The 21,160-nt window shown below is 61.4% G+C and carries 18 protein-coding genes; 12 read left to right on the top strand and 6 right to left on the bottom strand.

All coding sequences use genetic code 11. The features are described 5' to 3' along the window. Window positions 1-2: 2 nt before the first annotated feature. Complete coding sequence (locus tag AACO21_RS05200) at window positions 3-2,324, bottom strand: acetate/propionate family kinase (RefSeq protein WP_346191442.1); 2,322 nt, start codon at window positions 2,322-2,324, stop codon at window positions 3-5. Window positions 2,325-2,465: 141 nt separating this feature from the next. Next, a complete protein-coding gene (locus AACO21_RS05195; RefSeq protein WP_346191441.1) occupies window positions 2,466-4,844 on the bottom strand; it encodes a phosphoketolase family protein in 2,379 nt (792 codons plus the stop codon). Window positions 4,845-5,005: 161 nt separating this feature from the next. Here AACO21_RS05195 and AACO21_RS05190 point away from each other — a divergent pair, with 161 nt between their 5' ends. The 11 genes from AACO21_RS05190 to AACO21_RS05140 all read left to right on the top strand — a co-directional run bounded on the left by AACO21_RS05190 (window position 5,006) and on the right by AACO21_RS05140 (window position 15,949). Next, window positions 5,006-5,224, top strand: a complete 219-nt coding sequence (locus AACO21_RS05190; RefSeq protein WP_346191440.1) for a hypothetical protein — start codon at window positions 5,006-5,008, stop codon at window positions 5,222-5,224. Window positions 5,225-5,246: 22 nt separating this feature from the next. Then, on the top strand, window positions 5,247-5,639 hold the full coding sequence (locus AACO21_RS05185; RefSeq protein WP_346191439.1) for a hypothetical protein: 393 nt from the start codon (window positions 5,247-5,249) through the stop codon (window positions 5,637-5,639). Window positions 5,640-5,721: 82 nt separating this feature from the next. Then, window positions 5,722-6,132, top strand: coding sequence for a dihydroneopterin aldolase (locus tag AACO21_RS05180; RefSeq protein WP_346191438.1), 411 nt, complete (start codon window positions 5,722-5,724; stop codon window positions 6,130-6,132). After that, window positions 6,129-6,644 carry a dihydrofolate reductase gene (locus AACO21_RS05175; RefSeq protein ID WP_346191437.1) on the top strand — a complete coding sequence of 172 codons (516 nt, stop codon included), beginning with the start codon at window positions 6,129-6,131 and terminating at the stop codon, window positions 6,642-6,644. The genes AACO21_RS05180 and AACO21_RS05175 overlap by 4 nt, the downstream gene beginning before the upstream one ends. Before the next feature lie 19 nt (window positions 6,645-6,663). Continuing rightward, complete coding sequence (locus AACO21_RS05170) at window positions 6,664-7,158, top strand: asparaginase domain-containing protein (RefSeq protein ID WP_346191436.1); 495 nt, start codon at window positions 6,664-6,666, stop codon at window positions 7,156-7,158. A 128-nt stretch (window positions 7,159-7,286) separates the two neighbouring features. After that, window positions 7,287-7,970 carry a TetR family transcriptional regulator gene (locus tag AACO21_RS05165; RefSeq protein WP_346191435.1) on the top strand — a complete coding sequence of 228 codons (684 nt, stop codon included), beginning with the start codon at window positions 7,287-7,289 and terminating at the stop codon, window positions 7,968-7,970. Window positions 7,971-8,012: 42 nt separating this feature from the next. Beyond that, window positions 8,013-10,367: an acyl-CoA dehydrogenase gene (locus AACO21_RS05160; protein ID WP_346191434.1), complete on the top strand. Its 2,355-nt coding sequence runs from the start codon at window positions 8,013-8,015 to the stop codon at window positions 10,365-10,367. Between the two features lies 1 nt (window position 10,368). Beyond that, window positions 10,369-11,655: an acetyl-CoA C-acetyltransferase gene (locus tag AACO21_RS05155; protein WP_346191433.1), complete on the top strand. Its 1,287-nt coding sequence runs from the start codon at window positions 10,369-10,371 to the stop codon at window positions 11,653-11,655. Window position 11,656: 1 nt separating this feature from the next. Further along, on the top strand, window positions 11,657-12,601 hold the full coding sequence (locus AACO21_RS05150; RefSeq protein ID WP_346191432.1) for a DegV family protein: 945 nt from the start codon (window positions 11,657-11,659) through the stop codon (window positions 12,599-12,601). An 11-nt stretch (window positions 12,602-12,612) separates the two neighbouring features. Next, on the top strand, window positions 12,613-14,526 hold the full coding sequence (locus tag AACO21_RS05145; protein WP_346191431.1) for a 3-hydroxyacyl-CoA dehydrogenase NAD-binding domain-containing protein: 1,914 nt from the start codon (window positions 12,613-12,615) through the stop codon (window positions 14,524-14,526). A gap of 133 nt (window positions 14,527-14,659) precedes the next feature. Further along, window positions 14,660-15,949: an outer membrane protein transport protein gene (locus AACO21_RS05140; RefSeq protein ID WP_346191430.1), complete on the top strand. Its 1,290-nt coding sequence runs from the start codon at window positions 14,660-14,662 to the stop codon at window positions 15,947-15,949. Between the two features lie 109 nt (window positions 15,950-16,058). Here AACO21_RS05140 and AACO21_RS05135 read toward each other — a convergent pair whose 3' ends face one another. Further along, window positions 16,059-16,667, bottom strand: coding sequence for a hypothetical protein (locus AACO21_RS05135; RefSeq protein ID WP_346191429.1), 609 nt, complete (start codon window positions 16,665-16,667; stop codon window positions 16,059-16,061). Window positions 16,668-16,774: 107 nt separating this feature from the next. Continuing rightward, on the bottom strand, window positions 16,775-18,439 hold the full coding sequence (locus AACO21_RS05130) for a methyl-accepting chemotaxis protein (protein WP_346191428.1): 1,665 nt from the start codon (window positions 18,437-18,439) through the stop codon (window positions 16,775-16,777). A gap of 168 nt (window positions 18,440-18,607) precedes the next feature. Here AACO21_RS05130 and phaR point away from each other — a divergent pair, with 168 nt between their 5' ends. Then, window positions 18,608-19,159, top strand: coding sequence for a polyhydroxyalkanoate synthesis repressor PhaR (phaR, locus tag AACO21_RS05125; protein ID WP_346191427.1), 552 nt, complete (start codon window positions 18,608-18,610; stop codon window positions 19,157-19,159). Here the strand turns inward: phaR and AACO21_RS05120 are convergent. Together AACO21_RS05120 and menB are read right to left on the bottom strand one after the other, a co-directional pair. Further along, on the bottom strand, window positions 19,126-20,121 hold the full coding sequence (locus AACO21_RS05120) for an o-succinylbenzoate synthase (protein ID WP_346191426.1): 996 nt from the start codon (window positions 20,119-20,121) through the stop codon (window positions 19,126-19,128). The genes phaR and AACO21_RS05120 overlap by 34 nt on opposite strands. Next, a complete protein-coding gene (gene menB / locus AACO21_RS05115; RefSeq protein WP_346191425.1) occupies window positions 20,118-20,939 on the bottom strand; it encodes a 1,4-dihydroxy-2-naphthoyl-CoA synthase in 822 nt (273 codons plus the stop codon). Before menB ends, AACO21_RS05120 begins: the two co-directional genes overlap by 4 nt. Window positions 20,940-21,160 lie beyond the last annotated feature (221 nt).

Raw genomic sequence — 21,160 nt, 5'->3', positions numbered from 1 at the left:
GATCAGGCGCGGCTCTGGATTTCCTCGATGTAGCCGCGCATGCCGGTTTTCAGATTGCCGGCATTGCCTTCGTCGGTGTCGATGTGCATGGCCAGGCGGAAAGCCGGATTGACGCGCACGACGACGTCGCCAAAGATCAGCTCGCGCTCGCCTTCGACGCGGACGCGGACGACGTAGTTGTCGCGCACGCGGAAACGCATCGCATCTTCCGGCGCCATGTGGATGTGGCGCTGGGCGCAGATCACGCCGCGCTCGATGGTCGTGCTGCCGTACGGGCCTTCCAGCGTGATGCCGGGGGTGCCGGCCAGATCACCGGACTGGCGGATCGGTGGCTGCACGCCGAGCTTGAACTGCTCGGTCATGGCGATTTCGACCTGGGTTTCCTTACGCGTCGGACCCAGCACGCGGACATTGGCGATGCGGCCCTTGGGGCCGACCAGATGCACTTTCTCCTCGCAGGCGTACTGACCCGGTTGCGACAGTTCGTGCATCGGCGTCAGCTGATGACCGGGGCCGAACAGGGCTTCGACATCGGCTTGTGACAGATGTACGTGATGGGCCGAGATTTCGACCGGGATGGCCGGCGGCTCGTCGGCCTTGGCTTCGAGCAAAAGCTGGTTGCGTTCGATGGCGCGCAGGGCTTCCCAGGCGATCAGACGCTCGTCGTCATTCGGAATGACGAGGATGCGGACCGGCGAGTCGACCGTGGCGATGTCCGCCCAGCCGTCGATGCGGCCGAGGTTGCGGTTCTTTTCCTCGTCGAGCTGGATGCCCATATAGCCGAGGCCCTGACAGGCCAGGCTGCGCACGGTGGCCGAGGTCTCGCCGATGTCGCCGGTGAAGGCGAGGACATCGATGCCGCCCATCGCGGCCACGTAGGCACCGATGTTTTTGCGCACCTGATAGCAGAAGGCCTTGTGGGCGAGCAGGGCGCGGTGATGGCCGTCGGCCGCCGCCGCCTCGATCTCGTGAATGTCGTTCGAGATGCCGGAGATGCCCTTCAGGCCGCTGTCGCTGTTGATCAGCGTGGCCAGCTGGTCCGGCGTCATCTTGTGCTGTTCCATCAGATGGATCATCACGGCCGGATCGATGCTGCCCGAGCGGCTGGGCATGATCAGGCCATCCGCCGGCGTCATGCCCATGGTCGTGTCGACCGAGCGGCCATGATCGATGGCGCACAGCGAGGCGCCGATGCCGAGGTGGCAGGAGACGACTTCCAGTTCGCCGAGCGGGCGCTGCAGCACCTCGGCCGATTTCAGCGACACATAGCGGTGCGAGGTGCCATGGAAACCGTAGCGGCGGATGCCGTGCTGCTTGTACAGGTCATAAGGCAGGCCGTAGAGGTAGGCATACGGCGCCAGGGTCTGGTGGAAGGCGGTATCGAAGACAGCCACCTGCGGCACGTTCGGAAAGGCCTTCGTGGCCACGCGGATGCCGGCGACGTTGGCCGGGTTGTGCAGCGGGGCGAAGACCGAGAGTTCCTCGATGTCGGCAATCACGGCCGGCGTGATGACGACGGCGCTGGCGAACTTGTTGCCGCCATGCACGACGCGGTGGCCGATGGCGGTCACGTCTTCCGGATGGAAGGTGAAGGCGCGGCCCAGCTCAGCCGTGGTTTCAGCCATGACCTTGAACAGGTCGGAGAGCTTGAAGGGCACATGCTCGATGGTCTTGGTCTGCGTGCCCACGTGCAGGGTGATGCGGGCCACCTGCTTGTCGGCATTGTCGATGATGCCGTGGATGTCGGCGCCGCTTTCGCGGGTGTCGTAGATGCCGAAATGAATCTGGCTGATGCCGACATTGAGCGTCACGACCTTGCCCGGCTGGCCGGTCTGCAGGGAGAGCGCGTAGGGGTCCGCCGACGTGCTGCCCGTGGCGGTTGCCGAGGCCTGCGCTTCAGTGGCCATGGTCCGGGTGCGTTCGGCGAGCAGGCGCGACAGATAGGCGACGGCCTTGGGGTTGGTCAGGATGTGCGTGTTGAACACTTCCTGCGGGATGAGCAGCACGAAGCAGCGGTTGCCGGCGATCACGTCGGCAGCGATGCGGTCGCCGGTCAACAGCGAAATCACCCCGAAAACGTCACCCGGCTCCAACTGGGAGATGACGGTGCGGGTGCCCGTGTTGTCGCTGCTCGAAATCTCGGCGTGGCCACTGATGACGACGCCGAAGTGGTGGCTTTCGTCACCGGTTTCGAGCATGGCCTCGTTGCCCTCGAAGGTCGCGAGACGGGATTTGATGACAATTTCCTCGACCTTGTCGGCCGTGAAATGTTCGAACAGCTTCACCTGTTCAAGGAAAAAACGCTTCAGATCGATTTCGCTCATGCTGCTTCTCCGCCGTGTGGGCGCAATGTTATGCGCTTAAGACTACCATTTTGTTGCGGCGCAGCAAAGATGTCCGCACGGTTTATACGGGTAAACCACAATCCCCGTGTTGCGTGAGGCAGAAGCAGGGCTGGTCTGGCTTTAATCCCGATCAAGTTTCCATTGCCATTGGCTCAGATGATCCGGGTCTACCCCTTCTTGGTGGGCGTGTTCAAGGCAGGCTTGCTGCGCTGCAAGCAATGCTTGCCGGACATGCGCGCCGGCCACGGCGAGGCGGGGAATGCGGTCGATGACATCGATGGCCAGCGAAAAGCGGTCGATCTCGTTGTGGATGGCCAGTTCGAGCGGCGTCGAAATGCTGCCGCGTTCCTTGTAGCCCCGCACGTGCAGGTTGGCATGATTGGTGCGGCGGTAGGCGAGACGATGGATCAGCCAGGGATAGCCGTGGAAACAGAAGACAATCGGCTTGTCGGCCGTGAACAGGCTGATCCATTCCGTTTCGCTGAGGCCGTGCGGGTGCTCGGCGGGCGGTGTCAGGGTGAAGAGATCCACCACATTGATGAAGCGCAGCTTGAGGTCCGGAAAGTGCTGATAGAGCAGTTCGGCCGCAGCCAGGGCTTCGCGCGTGGCGACGTCGCCGCAGCCCGCAAGGACGATTTCCGGCTCGCAACCGGCTTCATCGTCCGTGCTGGCCCAGCCCCAGAGGCCGATGCCTCGGGCGCAGTGTGCGGCAGCGGCATCGGCACTCAGGTATTGGAGATGGCGCTGTTTGTCTGCCACGATCACATTGATCGTATCGGTTTCCGTCAGGCACTGGTCGGCGACCGCCAGCAGGCAATTGGCGTCCGGCGGCAGGTAGATGCGGGTGACGGCGGGGCTCTTGTTGACCACCAGATCGAGAAAACCCGGGTCCTGATGGGTAAAGCCGTTGTGATCCTGGCGCCAGACGGTCGACGTGATCAGGAGGTTCAATCCTGACACCGGCGCGCGCCAGGGCACTTTGCGCGCCATGTCCAGCCATTTCGCGTGCTGATTGAACATCGAGTCGATCACGTGGGCAAAGGCCTCGTAGGTCGACAGGAGGCCGTGTCGCCCGGACAGCAGGTAGCCCTCCAGCCAGCCTTCCAGCGTGTGTTCGGAGAGCATTTCCATGACCCGGCCGTCCGCCGAGAGATGGCCGCCGTCTGCATCGGCCGGGCGGGATTCGCCCAGCCAGGTCTTGCCGGTCACGCTAAAGACGGCGCCCAGGCGGTTGGAGGCGGTTTCATCGGGGCCAAACAGGCGGAAATTGCTTGGGTTGCGCGTAATGAGGGCTGCCAGGTAATGCCCCAGCGGGTCGGTGTTTTCCGCATGCTGCTGGCCATGCGGCTGGGCGGGTACGGCGAAATCCTGCCAGTTCGGCCGATCGAGCGGCCGGCGCAAACGGCCGCCGTTGGCATAGGGCGAGGTGCCGAGACGCAGGCCGGGGTGCGGGCAGAAGTCGCGTAATGCCGGTGCAGGCAAGCCCTCTGGCGTAAATAGATTTTCCGGCTGATAGCGGCGTAACCAGGCTTCCAGCGCGGCGAGGTTGTCCGGACGCTGGCGCGGGTCGGCGAGCGGCACCTGATGGGCCCGCCAGGTGCCCTCGACGGCATGGCCGTCGGCGTGTGCCGGCCCCGTCCAGCCCTTGGGGGAAATCAGGATGATCATGGGCCAGATTGGACGGTCGACCGTCGGATGCCCGTTGCGGGCTGCGCTCTGGATCGTCCTGATGCGGCTCAGGCAGTCCGTCATGGCCTGAGCCATGGCGGCGTGCATGGGCATCGGCTCGTGCCCTTCAACGACAATCGGTTCCCAGCCATAGCCACGGAACAGGGCAAGGAGTTCATGGCGCGGGATGCGCGCCAGGAGGGTGGGGTTGGCGATCTTGTAGCCGTTCAGGTGCAGGATGGGCAGGACAGCCCCATCGCGGGCAGGGTTCAGGAATTTGTTGCTGTGCCAGGCCGTGGCGAGCGGGCCGGTTTCCGCCTCGCCGTCGCCGACGACGACGGTGACCAGCAATTCCGGGTGGTCAAACGCAGCGCCAAAGGCATGGGACAGGCTGTAGCCGAGTTCGCCGCCCTCGTGGATGGAACCGGGCAGCTCCGGGGTGCAATGGCTGCCGAGTGCGCCGGGGAAGGAAAAATCCCGGCAGAGGCGGGTCAGCCCGTTCAGGCCCCAGCCGTGGGTCGGATCCAGTTCATTCAGGCTGCCTTCCAGCCAGGTTGGTCCGAGGATGCCGGGGGCGCCGTGCCCGGGGCCGGCGAGCAGAATGGCCGCTTGCCGATGTGTCTGGATCAGGTGGGTCAGGTGGGCATGGATGAAGCTGAGGCCCGGACTACTGCCCCAGTGACCGAGCGGGCGGCGCTTGATGTGCTCGGGCCGCAGGGGGGCGGCGAGCAGGGGGTTGTCCTGCAAGTAGATCATGGCACCCGCCAGATAATTGGCGGCACGCCACCAGGCGTCAATGCGGTCGAGGGCCGAAGTGGAGGGAGTGTTCATGATGAGGCTCTCCGAAAAAGCGGCGCACCCTGGCATGGTAGGCGAAACCTTGGTGCTTGCGGGAGTTTCGGCGATCCGGCCGGGTCTTTATGGTTGTGCGGGGGTGGCGAAATCCTGGTTTTGGTGTACATTTAAACCAAGAGGATCAGGAGCTTAACGCCATGGAAATTCGTTCTTCCCTGCCCAATATTCAGACCTACAACACGGCGACCCAGAATGCCGCGGTGGAACCCCGTCAGGCTGAGCAAACCCGTCAGTCGGAACAGGTGCGCCAGAACCGTGATGATGAAGCACGTCAGGCCCGTGAGGCCAATCAAGTGCGTCCGGTTGCCAATGTCGAAGGTCAGACGACCGGAACGCTGATCAATGTGACGGCGTGAGTTTGCAGAATCGGGTGATCTGATGGCAACGGCGACTTTATCTGCCCTATCCGGCGCCGGGGGCGGAGCCTATGCTCAGTTGCAGGAAATGCAGGCGCAGCGCATGGCTGAGCAGGCAGAAGGGCGTGCCCGTGCCTTGCGTAGCGCAGCCGAGGAGGCGCAGGCCAATGCCGTGCGTGCTCGCGAAACCGCCCGGACGCGCCGGGTCGAATCGGATCGAGCCGAAGGCACGGCGCAGGATGCACGCGCCAATCTGGTTTCATTGAAATCCGGGCAGGACACGCAAGCAGACTTGACGACCCTGCGCGATGGCATCGCCCGTATTCAGGAAGCCTTGAGTACCACATCGACGGCAGCGGCGGTCATCAATGCCGAAGGCCAGACCACCGGCACGCTGGTCAACGTGACCGCATAAAGCCCCTGTTTGCAGGCGGGTTGGGGGCGCGCTATCTGTCTGGTATTGTTCCGGCTCCCTCGTTTCTGAATACGCCGAGAACATGAACAACGCTTATCCCATGCCGATGCCCTTGGCCGGACACTGGTGCGCATCGGTGGATGCCACGATCCAGTTGCGTACCGGTTGCAATCCGCTGGAAAAGCATGGCCCGCAGGCCGTGGTTGTGCATGCGGACGCCTGGGCGCCGATGACGGCGGTCGCGAATCCGCACGATATCCGGCAGGTTGTCGATTACGAGGTGATTTTCCTGGCGATCCGTCGCCTGGAGGAGAATGCGCATTGCGAATGTCTGGAGTCGAGCATCCTGGAGGTCATGGATGCCATTTTCAGCATGCCCATCGTGACGCAAGCCTACATTGCCATGCATAAACCCCATGTCTATAACGGCCAGGGAACGCCCGCCATCTCCTTGATGATGACCCGTGAGCAATGGGCCGGGAGCCGAACTTGATCGCGGCAATCGGGGCAGTGGCGCAAAATGGCATGCTCGGGCTGGCGGGCTGGCTGCCCTGGGATATTCCGGAAGAACTGGCCTACTTCGAGCGCATGGTCGAGGGCGCGGCCTTGGTGATCGGTCGGCTGACCTATGAGTCCATGGATGTGGTGCCGGTGGATGCCTTCATTGTCTCAAGCCAGACGGATTATGCCGTGCGTCCGGGTTGCCATCGTGTGGCTTCGGTCGAGGAGGGGATCCGGCGAGCGCAGGCAACCGGCAAGCCGGTTTTTGTCATCGGCGGTGCGTCTGTCTATGCGGCGGCCTGGCCGTACTGTACGGACTTTTACCTGACGCGGATTGAGCGGGATTTTGCCGGTGATACCTATTTTCCGGCGGAGATTCCCCTGGATACGTGGGCGGTGGTCGGCGACCACTGTCAAACCTATCTCGAAAGAAAAAGTGGGCAGCCGGTGAGCTGCCGCTTCCTGCACTATCGCCAAGCGACGCCGCGTGCGTTGCCACGTTGAGATTGATGGAGCCGCGTTGATGTCCATTTCACTGCATCTCGTTGCCACAGGGGGCACGATCGACAAGCGCTACAACCCGCTGACCGGCAATCTGGATGTCGGGGAACCTGTATTGCCGGCGATTCTGGGTCTGGCTGGCTTGTCCGGGGAGGCAATCACGGTTCACGCTGTCTTGCAGAAGGACAGTCTGGATATGAACGATGCCGATCGTGCGTTGCTGGCCGATACGGTTGCTGCATTGCCCGGCCGGCATGTCCTGATCACGCATGGTACCGACACCATGGGCCTCTCCGCGGCCTGTATTGCCGCCCGGGCGCCGGCCAAAACGGTGGTGCTGACGGGGGCGATGGTGCCCTACAGCGTGGACGGGTCGGATGCCGCATTCAACGTCGGGGTGGCCTACGCCGCTGTTCAGCAGTTGCCTGCCGGTGTGTATATCGCGATGCATGGACGTGTCCTGCCGCATACGCATTATGAGAAGGATCGCGCGGCAGGATGCTTCAAGCTGCGCTGAATCCGGCACTTGGCTAAGCCACGCCTAAGAGGCCGACTTAAAAAGGAAAATGTAAAAAGGGGCTTGCCAGTTACGATGGCTTAACCTATGATTCAAACGAACGTATGAATCATAGTGGAGTGAGCATCATGGCCGAATCAAAAGCAGATACCCGCGAACGCATTCTGGATGCCGCCGAGCGCCTGTTCATGGCGCATGGCTACGAGGGGACCTCGATGCGTCAGATCACCAGCGAAGCCGGGGTCAATCTGGCTGCGATCAACTACCATTTTGGCTCAAAAGAGTCGCTCATGCAGGAAGTCTTTCGGCGCCGTCTGGATTGGCTGAACGAAGAGCGCTTGCGTGTGCTGGATCAGTTCGAGGCAGAGTCCGATGGCAAGGCGATCAAGCCTTCGCTCATCGTGGATGGTTTCTTCGGTACCTTGCTGCGCATTGCCGATGATGAAGAGCGCGGTGGAATGACCTTCCTGCGCTTGCTGGGCCGTACCCTGACCGATCCTTCCGAGTTCATCCGTACCTTCCTGGCGCATGAGTACAAGGCTGTGGTCGATCGCTACAAGGAGGCCCTGTTCCGTGCCTTGCCGGATGTGCCGAAAGCCGAAATCGTCTGGCGTTTTCACTTCATGCTGGGGGCGACCTCCTACGCGATCGCGGGGACCGACTCCCTGCGTCTGGTCACCGACTGGCAGATCGAGGCAGAGGACGCCACCGATCGTCTCGATCGCCTGGTGCCGCGTCTGATGTCCTTCCTGCTCGGCGGACTGCGCGCTCCCTTGCCCCAGTTTTCAGAAGCTGCGGTCGACAGCTTGTAATCGACCCGTTCCATATAAAGACCCTAACAGGAGACATACAGCATGTCCGACACCCTCATCCCTCTGCTGGGTATCGCCGCCGTGGCGACTTTGGCCGGGCTGATCATCGTCCGGCCCCTCCGCCGTGCGCTGATCACCCGGCCCATTTTTTCCGCCTACCGCAAGGTGCTCCCGCAGATGTCCGATACCGAGCGCGATGCGCTTGAAGCCGGTACCGTCTGGTGGGAAGGCGAGCTTTTCCGCGGCAAGCCCGATTGGCAGAAACTGCATGCCTATCCCCAGCCGAAGCTGACCCCGGCAGAACAATCCTTCCTCGACAAGGAGTGCGAGGAAGCCTGCCGTCTGGTCGATGACTGGAAGGTGACCCACGAACTCTATGACCTGCCGCACGAAGCCTGGCGCTACATCAAGGACAAGGGCTTCCTTGGCATGATCATTCCGAAGAAGTACGGTGGCCTCGAGTTTTCCGCCTATGCGCATTCGCAGGTGGTGACCAAGCTGTCCACCCGCTCCTCGGCCTTGTCGGTTTCCGTCATGGTGCCGAACTCCCTCGGCCCGGCAGAACTGCTCCTGCATTACGGGACCGAAGCGCAGAAAGATTACTACCTGCCGCGTCTGGCCAAGGGCATCGAAGTGCCGGCCTTTGCGCTGACCAGTCCCTGGGCCGGCTCCGATGCCGCGTCCATCCCGGATGCGGGCGTTGTCTGCAAGGGCATGTGGCAAGGCAAGGAAGTGCTCGGCATGCGCGTCAGCTGGGACAAGCGTTACATCACGCTCGCCCCGGTGTGCACCGTTTTCGGCCTGGCTTTCCACCTGTACGATCCGGAAGGTCTGCTCGGCGACAAGAAGCACATCGGGATCACCTGTGCGCTGGTGCCGTACGATCATCCGGGCGTGGATACCGGTCGTCGCCATTTCCCGCTCAACGCCATGTTCATGAACGGCCCGACGCGCGGTCACGAAGTCTTCATGCCGCTCGATTTCATCATCGGTGGTCCGAAGATGGCCGGCCAAGGCTGGCGCATGCTGATGGAGTGTCTGGCAGCCGGTCGTTCCATTTCCTTGCCGTCGTCCAATACCGGCATGGCCCAGATGACGGCGCGCGCCGTCGGCGGATACGCCCGTGTGCGCTCCCAGTTCAAGATGGCGGTCGGCAAGTTCGAAGGCGTCGAGGAAGCGCTGACCCGTATCGGTGCCTACACTTACATGATGGATGCCGTGCGCAAGATGACGGCCGGTGCGGTCGATCTGGGCGAAAAACCGTCCGTGGTCTCGGCCATCGCCAAATACCACGTGACCGAACGCGGCCGCCAGGTGGTCAATGACGGCATGGATGTGATCGGCGGCAAGGGCATCTGTCTTGGCCCGTCGAACTTCCTCGGCCGTGCCTACCAGCAGGTGCCGATCGGGATCACCGTTGAAGGCGCCAATATCCTGACCCGTTCGCTGATCATCTTCGGTCAGGGCGCGATCCGTTGCCATCCGTATCTGCTGCCGGAAATGCAGGCGGCCCAGAATCCGAACGTCAAGCAAGGTCTGGTCGATTTCGACAAGGCGCTGTTCGGTCATATCGGCTTCACCATCAAGAACGCCCTGCGTGCCTTGTGGCAAGGCGTGACCGGCTCGCACTTCGCGACGGTCAACACCGATGTGGCACCGGAAATGAAGCGTTACTACCAGCAGTTGAGCCGCTTCTCCGCCGCCTTTGCCTTCCTCTCCGATGTCTCCCTGCTTGTGCTGGGCGGCAGCGTCAAGCGTCGCGAAAAACTTTCGGCGCGCCTCGGCGATATCCTCGCCCAGATGTATCTGATTTCCTGCACCCTCAAGCGTTACGAGGAAGAGGGCCGCAAGCAGGAAGATGCCCCCCTGGCTCACTGGGCTATCTGGGATTCGATGTACAAGGCGCAGCAGGCGTTTGACGGTGTGATTGCCAACTTCCCGGTGCGTTTCATCGCAGCCATCGTCAATCGCATCATCTTCCCGTGGGGCCATCCGTATGTCGTGCCGTCCGACGAGATCGGTCATCAGGTCGCCAAGGCCCTGATCGCCCCGTCTGCCACCCGCGATCGCCTGACGGCGGAGTGCTTCGTGCCGATGCTTGAGCAGGAGCCGGTGGGCGCCATCGAACTGGCGCTGAAGGCCACGCTCGAAGCGGAAGCCATCGAGGCCAAGATCCGCGCAGCGGAAAAGGACGGGCGTTTCGACAACAACCCGGTGGCCAATGTCCGCGATATCGCCATTGCTGCGTTTGAAGCCGGCGTGATCAGCGCCGCCGAGTACGAGGTGATGAAGCGGCGCAACCACCTGCGCGACATCGTGGTGCGCGTCGATGATTTCCCGTTCGACTACAACGTGGCCACCGCCAACAAGCCGGCCGAGTGCCGCAAGGCAGCCTGAGATGAGCAAGACCATCTACGTGGTGGACGGCGCCCGTTCGCCGTTCCTGAAGGCACAGAAGGGGCCGGGGCCGTTTGCGGCCTCGGATCTGGCCACCCAGGCCGGGCGCGCGCTGTTGCTGCGTCAGCCCTTCGCGCCGAGCGATCTGGATGAGGTGATCCTCGGCTGTGCCGCGCCCTCGCCGGATGAGACCAATATCGGCCGTATGGTCGCCCTGCGCATGGGCTGTGGCAAAAAAGTGCCGGGCTGGACCGTGATGCGCAATTGCGCTTCCGGCATGCAGGCCATCGACTCTGCCATCGCCAACATCCAGAGCGGCCGCGCCAACTTGGTGATGGCCGGCGGCGTCGATGCGCTCTCGCGCGCGCCGCTGCTCTATTCGGATGCAATGGTGCGCTGGTTTGCCGGGATGATGAGCCTGCGTACCGCGGGCCAGAAAATCCAGCACTTCCTGAAATTGCGCCCCGCCATGCTGCTCACCCCGGTCATCGGCCTGATGAAAGGCCTGACCGATCCTGTGGTTGGTTTGCTCATGGGCCAGACGGCTGAAAACGTGGCCTGGCGCTTTGGCATCAATCGCCAGCAGATGGATGAGTTCGCCGTGCGCAGCCACCAGCGCGCACTGGCAGGCCGCAAGGCTGGTCATTTCGATGAAATCGTGCCGGTGGTCGATGGCCAGGGCAAGGTCTATGGCGAGGACGACGGTGTGCGCGCCGATGCCAGCATGGCCGGCATGGCCAAGCTGAAGCCCTTCTTCGACAAGAAGTACGGCAACATCACTGCGGCCAACAGCTCCCAGATCACCGATGGCGCGGCCTGGGTCTTGCTGGCCTCGGAAGAGGCCGTGCAGCAGTGGGGCCTTAAGCCGATCGGCAAGATCGTCGATAGCCAATGGTCCGGCCTGGAGCCCGAGCAGATGGGCCTCGGCCCGGTGCATGCCTCGACGCCGATGCTGCAGCGCCACGGTCTGTCGCTCTCCGATATCGATTACTGGGAGCTGAATGAAGCCTTTGCCGCGCAGGTCATGGGCTGCCTCGCTGCCTGGGAGGATGAGACCTATTGCCGCGAGCAACTCGGCCTCGATGGGGCGTTCGGGAAGATTGATCCGGAGCGTTTCAACGTCGATGGCGGTGCGGTGTCCATCGGTCATCCGGTGGGGGCCTCGGGGGCGCGTATCGTGCTCCACCTGTTGCATGTGTTGCGTCGTAACAAGGCCAAGCGCGGCATCGCGACCATCTGTATCGGGGGTGGCCTGGGCGGCGCCATGCTGGTTGAGGCGCTGGACTGACATGCGCATCGGGATCGTCGTCGATTCTGCCTGCGATTTGCCGCGGGACTTTCTCGATCAGCACGGTGTGCTGGTGATGCCCATCACCTTGCGCATCGGTGAGCGTCTGATCGAGGATGCCCGCGACCCCAAGGCGACGCAGGCTTTCTATCGTCGGCAGATGGATCGCAAGGACGAAGATTTCGCGGAATCCATCCCGTATTCGGTCGAGCAGATCGAGCGCCTGTTCCTCGAGCGTCTGGTGCTCGATTACGACTACGTCTTTTGCCTGACCATCACGAGCGAACGCAGCCCGATCTATCAGCATGCGATGCAGGCTTCGCGCACCATTCTCACCAAATACAAGGCGATCCGCCGTCAGGCCGGTTTGCCGGAGCGTTTTGGTCTGGCCGTGTTGAGTACTCGCAATCTGTTTACCGGCCAGGCTGTCCCGGTGGCTGAAGCGGTTCGCCTGATCCGCGCCGGCGGTGCACCCAGCGAGATCGGTGCGCGCCTGCGCCAGTTGATTGAGCAGACCCATACCTACCTCGTTCCCGCCGATCTGTTTCACATTTACAAGCGGGCCTCGCGCAAAGGGGACAGCAGTCTGAGCTGGACCTCCTATACCCTGGGCAGCTGGCTGGACATGAAACCCATCCTGCACTGCCATTGTGATGTGACGCGGACGGTGGATAAGGTGCGGGGATTCGAGGTCGGGGTCGGCAAGCTTTTCGCTGGTCTGGCGCGTCAGATTGAAGGCGGGCTGAGCGCGCCGGTGGTCTGCCTGAGTTATGGCGGCGAGCCGGAGCAGGTCGAGGCCCTGCCCGGGTATGCGCACTTTGCAGAGACTGCTGCCGCACACCATACGAACATCCTGATCGCCCCGATGAGCAAGACGGCGGCGGTCAACGTCGGTCCGGGGGCGATTTCCGCCGCATTTGCGGCCGTGTCCCCAACGATCCATTGAGGAATCAAGACATGAATCTGAATCTGCAACATTGGCGGGTCGAGCTGGATGCCGAAGGCGTCGCCACCGCCATTTTCGACAAGGCCGGTGAATCGGCCAATTCCTTGTCGGTCGCGGTGATGGGCGAACTGGCCCAGATCCTCGATGCCTTTGAGCGTACTCCCCCCAAGGGCCTGATTTTCCGTTCCGGCAAGGCGGCAGGCTTTATTGCCGGGGCCGACATTCAGGAATTCACCCAGCTGGATACGCCGGAAAAAGGGCGGGCGCTGGTCGAGCGTGGCTGGCATTTGTTCAACCGTCTGGCTGCCGTGCCGTATCCGACCCTGGCCGTGGTGCGTGGTCATTGCCTGGGCGGTGGTCTGGAACTGGCGCTGGCCTGCCGTTACATTCTGGCGGTCGATGAATCCGGTACCAAGCTGGGCTTACCGGAAGTCATGCTCGGCATCTTCCCCGGTTGGGGCGGCATGCTGCGCCTGCCGCAACGCGTCGGACCGGCGCTGGCACTCGACATGATGCTCACCGGCAAGACCCTGGATGCCAAGCGCGCCAAGAAGCTCGGCCTGGCCGATGAATGCGTGCCGCCGCGTGTGATGGGGCCGGCAGCCCGTCAGCTGCTGCTTTCCGGTCAGGCACGTCGTCCGTTGCCGTTCATGCAGCGTCTGCTCAATGGCCCGCTCAAGGCTGTGGTCGCCAATGGCGCGCGCAAGCAGGTCGCCCGCAAGGCTCGGCCGGCACATTACCCGGCGCCGTATGCCATCATCGACCTCTGGGCCAAGCACAATGGCAATGCCCTGGCGGCACCCGAGGTGGTCGATCGCATCATCTCGTCGCCGACGGCACGCAATCTGGTGCGCGTGTTTTACATGCAGGAACGCCTGAAAGGTTTCGGCAAGGACGTTGATTTCAAGGCCCGGCATGTGCATGTGATCGGTGCTGGCGTGATGGGCGGTGATATCGCCGCCTGGTGCGCCCTGCGGGGCATGACGGTGACGCTGCAGGATCAGAGCGTGGAACGGATTGCGCCGGCCATGCAGCGCGCGCACAAGCTCTATACCCGCAAACTGCGCGACCCGCTCAAGGCCCGCGCCGCATTTGATCGTCTGATTCCGGATGTAAAGGGCGATGGCGTGGCCCATGCGGATGTGATCATCGAAGCCATCTTCGAGAACGTCGAAGCCAAGCACGCGCTGTTCAAGAGCCTCGAACCGCGGATGAAGCCGGGGGCCATCCTCGCGACCAATACCTCCAGCCTCAAGATCGAGGACTTGCGCACGGTGCTTCAACGCCCGGAGCGTCTGGTCGGCATCCATTTCTTCAACCCGGTCGCGATGATGCCGCTGGTGGAGGTGGTGGAAGCAGAAGGATGCGACCCGCAGGCGGTACAGGCTGCCTGTGCTTTTGTCCGCCAGATCGACAAGCTGCCGCTGCCAGTCAAGAGCGCACCGGGCTTCCTGGTTAACGCCGTGCTTGCGCCCTACATGCTGGCGGCGATGCGGGCGGTCGACGAGGGCATTTCACCGGAAACCGTGGATGAAGCCATGCTCGCTTTCGGTATGCCGATGGGCCCGATCGAACTGATCGACACGGTAGGTCTGGATATCGCCATGGCAGCCGGCAAACAGCTGGCCGGTGGGGCGGATGCGCCGAAGTGCCTGTTGAGCCGGGTCGAAAAGAATCTGCTGGGCAAAAAATCCGGCCAAGGCTTTTACGACTGGAGCAGCGGCAAGGCCAAGAAGGGCGCAGCAGGTGGCGTGCCGGCGGGTCTGGCTGAGCGCCTGGCTAAACCGCTGGTGGATCGTGTTGAACAATTGGTTGCCGACGGGATCGTGAGCGATGCCGAACTGGCCGATGCCGGCGTGATCTTCGGAACAGGATTTGCCCCCTTCACGGGTGGCCCGCTGCACTATCGCCGTCACACCCGTTAAGCGTTGTTGTAAATCAACAACACCCTTAACGGGTTTTTTTCGATCAAACGGTATTTCAAACGTTTGTTTGAGTTTTAATGAGTTTCGTAACACAAGGGATTTATCCCCAACATCACAACTAGGAGACAAATCGATGCAAACCCAACAGGGCCTCCGCCTGATTCCGGCGCTGATCGCCGTCGCTTTTTCCGGTACCGCAGCAGCTGCCGGCTTCCAACTCCAGAACCAGAATGCGTCCGGCACCAGCGTGGCCTTCGCCGGGGCTGCAGCCGTCGCAGAAGATGCAAGCACCATCTTCTTCAATCCGGCCGGGATGACTTACCTCGAGCAGGGACACAGCATTTCCTTGTCTGGCACAGTGATTGATCGTTCTGTCAAATTCACGGATACGGGAACCGACCGGATCCGTATTTCCCAAGCTGTGCCGACCTCGGGGCTGGCGATTGGGGACAACGGCGGTAATGGCGGTGGTACGGCCCTCGTGCCGGCCGGTTATTACAGCTATGCAATCACGCCGGCTTTGCGCGTGGGGGTGGGGATGTCCGTGACCTACGGCAGTGAGACCGAATATGGGGAAGAGTTTGCCGGGCGCTTTTCCGGTCAATACACTTCTATTCACCAGATGAACCTGAATCCTTCCATCGCCTATCGGGTGAACGAGGTGGTCTCGCTGGGGGCCGGCATCAATTTCGCCAAGAATGAAATCGAGTTCCGCCAATACACGCCGACCGGGTTGTCGACTGCTGGCAAGGCGGTTCTCTCCGGCGATGATACCGCCTGGGGCTACAACGTTGGGGCTATGTTCCAGCTTTCGCCGCAGAGCCGCGTGGGGGTCAGCTATCGCTCTACGATGAAGTTTCACCTGGACGGAACGCTCAAGGTCGATGCGGCGAATGTGAACCAAAAGATCAAGGCTGAACTCGAAACGCCGGATACTTTCTCCTTGGCACTAAGCCATAAGTTGAACGATCGCCTGGAGTTGCTTGCTGATGCCACCTGGACGGGCTGGAGCTCTGTGAAGACGCTGATGCCGGTTGATGCAGGTACTGGTGCGCGCGCGACGGCTCCGTTGCGCTACAACTTCAAGGATACCTGGCGTGTCGGTATCGGCGGTAAATATCAGCTGAATCAGGCTTGGAATCTGCGTGCAGGCTTGGCTTACGATGAAACACCGGTTCCGGATGACGCGCACCGCACGATGACGGTGCCGGATTCAGACCGTATCTGGTTGGCCTTTGGCGCCCGTTGGTCTATGAACAAGGCCACTTCTCTGGATATGGGATACGCCCATATTTTCTTTAAGGACGCAAAAACGGCTCGTAATGTCTCCTCCACGGACGAAACTTATGTCCGTCAGACGGTTCGTGGCGACTTTAAAACGCGTGCCGATCTCTTCTCGGTTCAGTTGAACTACAACTTCTGATCCGACGACGCAACTTCTCTTCCTTGCATCATCATTTTATCCCCGGCTTGTCCGGGGATTTTTTTTGCCAGGAGGTGATGCGAAGGGGGGCGGTTGTTGCAGCCTGGGGTTAACCGAATTTGGCCTGGTGGATGGCCATGGCTTTGTGCCGGGCTTCTGCCAGGCGTTGCTGAACGTTACCGGAGAGCGGGGCGCCGTCGTCCGGGGCTTGCGCGATGGCGTGTGCTTCCAGTGCCTTCAGGCGGGCAAACAGCAAACGCACACGTGCCGTATCCGACGGGGCGGGGAGGGCATCCAGTGCATTGTCCTGTGGGTCGTCCGATTTCAGGCGCGGACGGCTGTAGGAAACATGGATCGCCAGTTCGTCGAAATCATCCGGGTCGTTCTCGTCGCCGGAAAAGACGAAACGGTATTTTTCCTGAGTTCGCTTGGGCGAAAGCAAGCCGAGTTGCTGGCGTTCCGTTCTGCTGAGCGGCAGGGAGACCAGAGCTTCCGCTTTTTGCTGTTTGGCCTTGCGTGCGGTTTTGAGCGTTTTGGCCGGGTTGACCGGCTGCAAGAGCTCCTGCACCGGCAGCGGCATGGGCACGGGCGTAATCACCACATCTGCGGGGACCTGGGTCGCGTCGACGTTGGAAATGGCATTGTCGGCAAGCAGTTCAGCGGCATGCAACTGAACGGCAGCAAGAAGCGCGACGAGGAGCAGGGGGAGTTTGCGCACGGGCAATGAAACGAGTGAGTCAATGCCCGGATTATAACCGCTTAAAGAAACATGAATTGTTACAAGCTGTTACCGCAATGCAGCAAAGGGGATTTCCCCTCTGCTGCTTAGACCTTGAAACTGCTGATCACGCGGGAGACATCCTGAGCAAGCCCGTCCAGTCGTTTCGCCTCGCTGGCCGTCTGGTCTGCTGCTGCGTGGTTTTCGTCGGTCATTTGCGCAATGGATTCGACGTGACGGGCGATGTCATGGCTGGCCACGCTTTGTTCTTGCAGGGCGCTGCTGATATCGACGACGGCACCGGTGACACGTTGTGCGGCATCGCGGATGGACACCATGCGTTCCCCTGCATCGGTCGCTAAATGCATGCCGTTGGCCATGCGGGAGACGACTTCCTGCATTTCGTGTACGGCGTTGCTGCTCGATTGCTGGATGGTGGCGACCATTTGACTGATGTCTTGTGTCGATTGACTGGTGCGCTCAGCGAGTTTTCGCACCTCATCGGCCACCACGGCAAAGCCGCGCCCCTGTTCGCCGGCACGGGCCGCCTCGATGGCCGCGTTGAGCGCAAGCAGGTTGGTCTGATCGGCCACGTCCTTGATGACCTGGACAATACTGGAAATCTGTTCCGCCTCTTTGCCGAGTGAGGCGATGACGCCGGAGGCGCGTTCAACAGTCTGGTTGATGCTGTTCATTTCGGCGATGGTGCGTTCGAGGATTTGTCCGCCCTCATCTGATACGTTGGCCGATTCGGCGGCCATATTGCGGGCTTCGCTGGCGCTGTCGCTGACGGTATTGATGCTCACGGTCAGTTGCTCGATGTTGGAGGCCATGGCAGCGGCTGCACTGCTTTGGTTTGCGGAACTGTTGGCGACTTCATGTGAGGCTGAGGTCAGCGTGCCGACGGCCGCTTGCACATCGCTCATGCTGGTCTGGATGCGTTGCATCGAATCCTGAACCTTGCCCAGCATGTGATTCAGGGCTGAAACCATGCCGCCGACCTCGTCGCTGGCCTGGTAATCCACTCGGCGGGTCAGGTCACTGGTTTCGGCAATGTGCTGAACGGTCTCTTGTGCGATGCTGATCGGGCGCATGATGCTTTTGATGATCGACCAGCCGATGGCGAGAATGAGGCCGATGGCAATCAAGAGGACGGTGATCTCCGATTTTTTCGCAAAGTCGGCCGCATCATGAGCGACAGCAAAGGATTTCTGGCCTTCGGCCGTATTCAGGTCAATGACTTTTCCAAGGGCTTCATACAGCGCTTTGGTGATCGGGCGACGCTGTTCAATCACATCGCGTGATTCTTTTTGGAAGGCACTAAAAGCCTCTTCCGTCAGCGATTTCAAGGCTTTTTCTTCGGCGACACGCAGGCGGCTTTCCAGTGTCAGCCAGGTGTCGAGCTGCTTTTTGGTCTCATTCCAGAGCGCCTGCTCGGATGCATCGGCGGGGAGGGCTTCATAGCCTTTGATCGCCGCTTCCAGTTGTTTCTGACTATTTCCCTTGCGTTGCTGAATGACCTCAATCTCTGCCTTTTTCTTTTCGGCAGACATCGCGGGGGTGAGCGCCAGGGCCATGTAGGTGCCGCGCGACGTTTCAGTCAGTGCTTCCCGGATCAGGAGCAGGTTCGTGACGGAAGGCATGCGGTTCCCGCCAATGTCATCGATGGCCTCGCTCTCGATCAGGATGCCCCGTAATCCCAATCCGCCGACAAGAATCAGCGCGCCAATCGCAATGGCCAATAGAATCTGTAGCTTTTGTTGAATCTTCATGGTCTTCCCCCGTGCTTTTAGTGGTTGTCGCATTCATTGTTATGACTGTGATTGTGCGCCTGTCTTGCTGTCAGAAACCTGTCACAACTGCACAAAATGGGCATCAGCATGAAACGTTTTTAGCTATAATGTTGCACTGCACACAAACCCGTATTTGAGGATCGCAGCATGTCGGAAGCGGTACGCCTGATCAAGAAATACCCCAATCGTCGCCTGTACGACACCAAAACAAGCGCGTACATCACGCTCGGTGACGTCAAGGATCTGGTCCTCAAGTTCGAAGTTTTCAAGGTGGTTGACGCCAAGTCCGGGGATGACCTGACCCGCTCCATCCTGCTCCAGATCATTCTGGAAGAGGAAACCGGCGGGGTGCCGATGTTCTCCAGCGACCTGCTGTCCGGTTTTATCCGGTTCTACGGCAGCACGATGCAGGGCATGCTCGGGAAGTATCTCGAGAACAACATGAAGACGTTTGTCGACTTCCAGGGCAAGCTGCAGGAGCAGTCGCGCAGCATGTACGGGACCGACAATGCCTCCGTGCAGGCGGATTTCTGGAACCAGTTCCTGAACTTCCAGCAGCCGGCCATGCAGAGCGTGATGACCGCTTACATGGATCAATCCCAGAAGATGTTCCAGTCCATGCAGGACCAGCTGCAAAGCCAGACGCGTTCGATGTTTACCGGCTTTCAGTTCAATCCGGGCGAGAAAGCCGACAAGTAAGCCGTGGCGGGCGTGAAGCCCGTTCCGTCTGGCCCATTTTCGCTGTCCAGCGCGAGTCGACCGTCGGTCAGCCTCGGCCTTGCTCCTGTGTCGTCCAGTAGCCAGTCACCCGTGGCCAGGCCGTGACAGGCATCCGGCGCGATGGCAGCGGCCAGATGTGCTGCCGCACGCAGCCCGCAGGCACTTTCCAGCGCGCTGGTCACCACGCAGTCGAGGCCTGCACGCCGGGCGTATTCGGCGATCCGCACGCTTTCCTTCAAGCCGCCCAGGCGGGCCGGTTTCAGGATCAGCCGGCGGACGCAGGGGGCGCTGAAGAAATCGGCATCAACCAAGTGCCAGGATTCATCGATGGCGAGCGGGAAGGGAACGCTTTCCTGCAAACAGGCGAGATCATTGGCGTCTGCATGGGCCATGGGTTCTTCGAGCCCTTCGATGGGCCAGTCCCGCATCCGGTGTAGCGCGTATCGGGCATCGCTCAGCGTCCAGGCGGCATTCGCATCGAGGCGCCAGCGGGCGTCGCCCGGCAGTCCGACGGTCAACTGTTCGAGTTGGGCCAGTTCCAGCGCCAGCGACGTCACGCCCAGTTTCAACTTAAAGCAGCGAAAACCTTGTGCGTAGGCGTTTGCAACCTGTTCGGCGGTGCAGTCGGCAAGGCTGCCCAGCATGCAGTTGACCTCCAGGCTGCTGACCGGGCGCGCTTGTCCCAAGTGGCGATAGAGCGGTACGCGGGCCTGGCGGGCGGCGAGGTCGAGGCTGGCGCACTCGAGGGCGTAGCGTGTCGCCAGTTCGGGGGTGATGCCCAGGGCGGGGAGCGGCGAGGCGTCGCCCCAGCCGACCAGGCCGGCCGTATCGCCGATCCGGCATAAACGGCCCTGGCGCCGGGTTTCCTGGCCGTACTGAGTCACCCAGGGGCGACGCAGCGGCAGGCTGTAGTCAATCCAGTGCGGCGCCGAGGCGGTCACGGACGCTTGCGGTACTGGGCAAAGTCAGGAGGACGGCGTTCCAGCCAGGCATTGCGGCCTTCCTGGCCTTCTGCCGTCATGTAGAACAAGCCGGTGGCATTGCCGGCCAGTTCCTGAATCCCGGCCAGGCCATCCGTATCGGCGTTGAATCCGGCCTTGATCATGCGCAGGGCCATCGGCGAGAGCGTCAGCATGTCGCGACACCAGCGGACGGTTTCCGCTTCCAGATCCGCGATGGGTACGACGGCGTTGACCAGGCCCCAGTCGAGGGCGGTGGCGGCGTCGTACTGACGGCAGAGCAGCCAGATTTCCTTGGCGCGCTTCATGCCGATGGTGCGGGCCATCAGGCCTGCGCCCAGGCCGGCATCGAAGCTGCCGACGCGCGGGCCGGTCTGGCCGAAGCGGGCATTCTCTGCGGCGATGGACAAATCGCAGACCAGGTGCAGGACGTGGCCGCCGCCGATCGCAAACCCGGCCACCATCGCTACCACCGGCTTGGGGAGGCGACGGATCTGCATTTGCAGGTCGAGCACGTTCAGGTGCGGCGTGCCGCCTTCGTCGATATAGCCTTCGTCACCACGGATTTTCTGGTCGCCGCCGGCACAGAAGGCTTCGTCGCCGGTGCCGGTCAGGATGATGGCGCCGATCGTGTTGTCGTGATGGGCGCGGTGAAAAGCATCGATCAGTTGCTGGACGGTTTCCGGGCGGAAGGCATTGCGCCGTTCCGGACGGTTGATCGTGATCTTGGCGATGCCATCGCAGGTTTCAAACAGGATGTCGGAATAGGTATGGGCGCTTTGCCAGACAATCGGGTCCATGGTTTCTCTGTTTTTGGGGAATGCCGTGAGTATAGCCTCGATCAGGCTTCCCTTATTTGACCTGCATTCAGTTGCGGCACAGGCGGAGGCGGTTTGCGCCAGGTCAACCATTTACAACTTATGTCCTAGTCTTTAATGACTAGGTGTTTAGTCCCACGGTGTGCTGGATCGGGTTGATCCTGAAGCGTTCGGGTTCTTTTGTCCAGGTTTTGCAGACGAAC

The organism is Dechloromonas sp. ZS-1, assembly GCF_039649255.1.
Lineage (GTDB): Bacteria > Pseudomonadota > Gammaproteobacteria > Burkholderiales > Rhodocyclaceae > Azonexus.
The sequence above is the reverse complement of the archived record's forward strand: the minus strand, read 5'-3'. Positions and strand labels throughout refer to the sequence as shown.

Excerpts from the sequence above, each read along its gene's own strand:
- menB (WP_346191425.1), bottom strand. The coding sequence starts at position 20,939 with ATGGACCCGATTGTCTGGCAAAGCGCCCATACCTATTCCGACATCCTG.
- AACO21_RS05160 (WP_346191434.1), top strand. The coding sequence starts at position 8,013 with ATGTCCGACACCCTCATCCCTCTGCTGGGTATCGCCGCCGTGGCGACT.
- AACO21_RS05150 (WP_346191432.1), top strand. The coding sequence starts at position 11,657 with ATGCGCATCGGGATCGTCGTCGATTCTGCCTGCGATTTGCCGCGGGAC.
- phaR (WP_346191427.1), top strand. The coding sequence starts at position 18,608 with ATGTCGGAAGCGGTACGCCTGATCAAGAAATACCCCAATCGTCGCCTG.
- AACO21_RS05185 (WP_346191439.1), top strand. The coding sequence starts at position 5,247 with ATGGCAACGGCGACTTTATCTGCCCTATCCGGCGCCGGGGGCGGAGCC.
- AACO21_RS05165 (WP_346191435.1), top strand. The coding sequence starts at position 7,287 with ATGGCCGAATCAAAAGCAGATACCCGCGAACGCATTCTGGATGCCGCC.
- AACO21_RS05190 (WP_346191440.1), top strand. The coding sequence starts at position 5,006 with ATGGAAATTCGTTCTTCCCTGCCCAATATTCAGACCTACAACACGGCG.
- AACO21_RS05180 (WP_346191438.1), top strand. The coding sequence starts at position 5,722 with ATGAACAACGCTTATCCCATGCCGATGCCCTTGGCCGGACACTGGTGC.
- AACO21_RS05155 (WP_346191433.1), top strand. The coding sequence starts at position 10,369 with ATGAGCAAGACCATCTACGTGGTGGACGGCGCCCGTTCGCCGTTCCTG.
- AACO21_RS05200 (WP_346191442.1), bottom strand. The coding sequence starts at position 2,324 with ATGAGCGAAATCGATCTGAAGCGTTTTTTCCTTGAACAGGTGAAGCTG.
- AACO21_RS05140 (WP_346191430.1), top strand. The coding sequence starts at position 14,660 with ATGCAAACCCAACAGGGCCTCCGCCTGATTCCGGCGCTGATCGCCGTC.
- AACO21_RS05170 (WP_346191436.1), top strand. The coding sequence starts at position 6,664 with ATGTCCATTTCACTGCATCTCGTTGCCACAGGGGGCACGATCGACAAG.
- AACO21_RS05145 (WP_346191431.1), top strand. The coding sequence starts at position 12,613 with ATGAATCTGAATCTGCAACATTGGCGGGTCGAGCTGGATGCCGAAGGC.
- AACO21_RS05195 (WP_346191441.1), bottom strand. The coding sequence starts at position 4,844 with ATGAACACTCCCTCCACTTCGGCCCTCGACCGCATTGACGCCTGGTGG.
- AACO21_RS05130 (WP_346191428.1), bottom strand. The coding sequence starts at position 18,439 with ATGAAGATTCAACAAAAGCTACAGATTCTATTGGCCATTGCGATTGGC.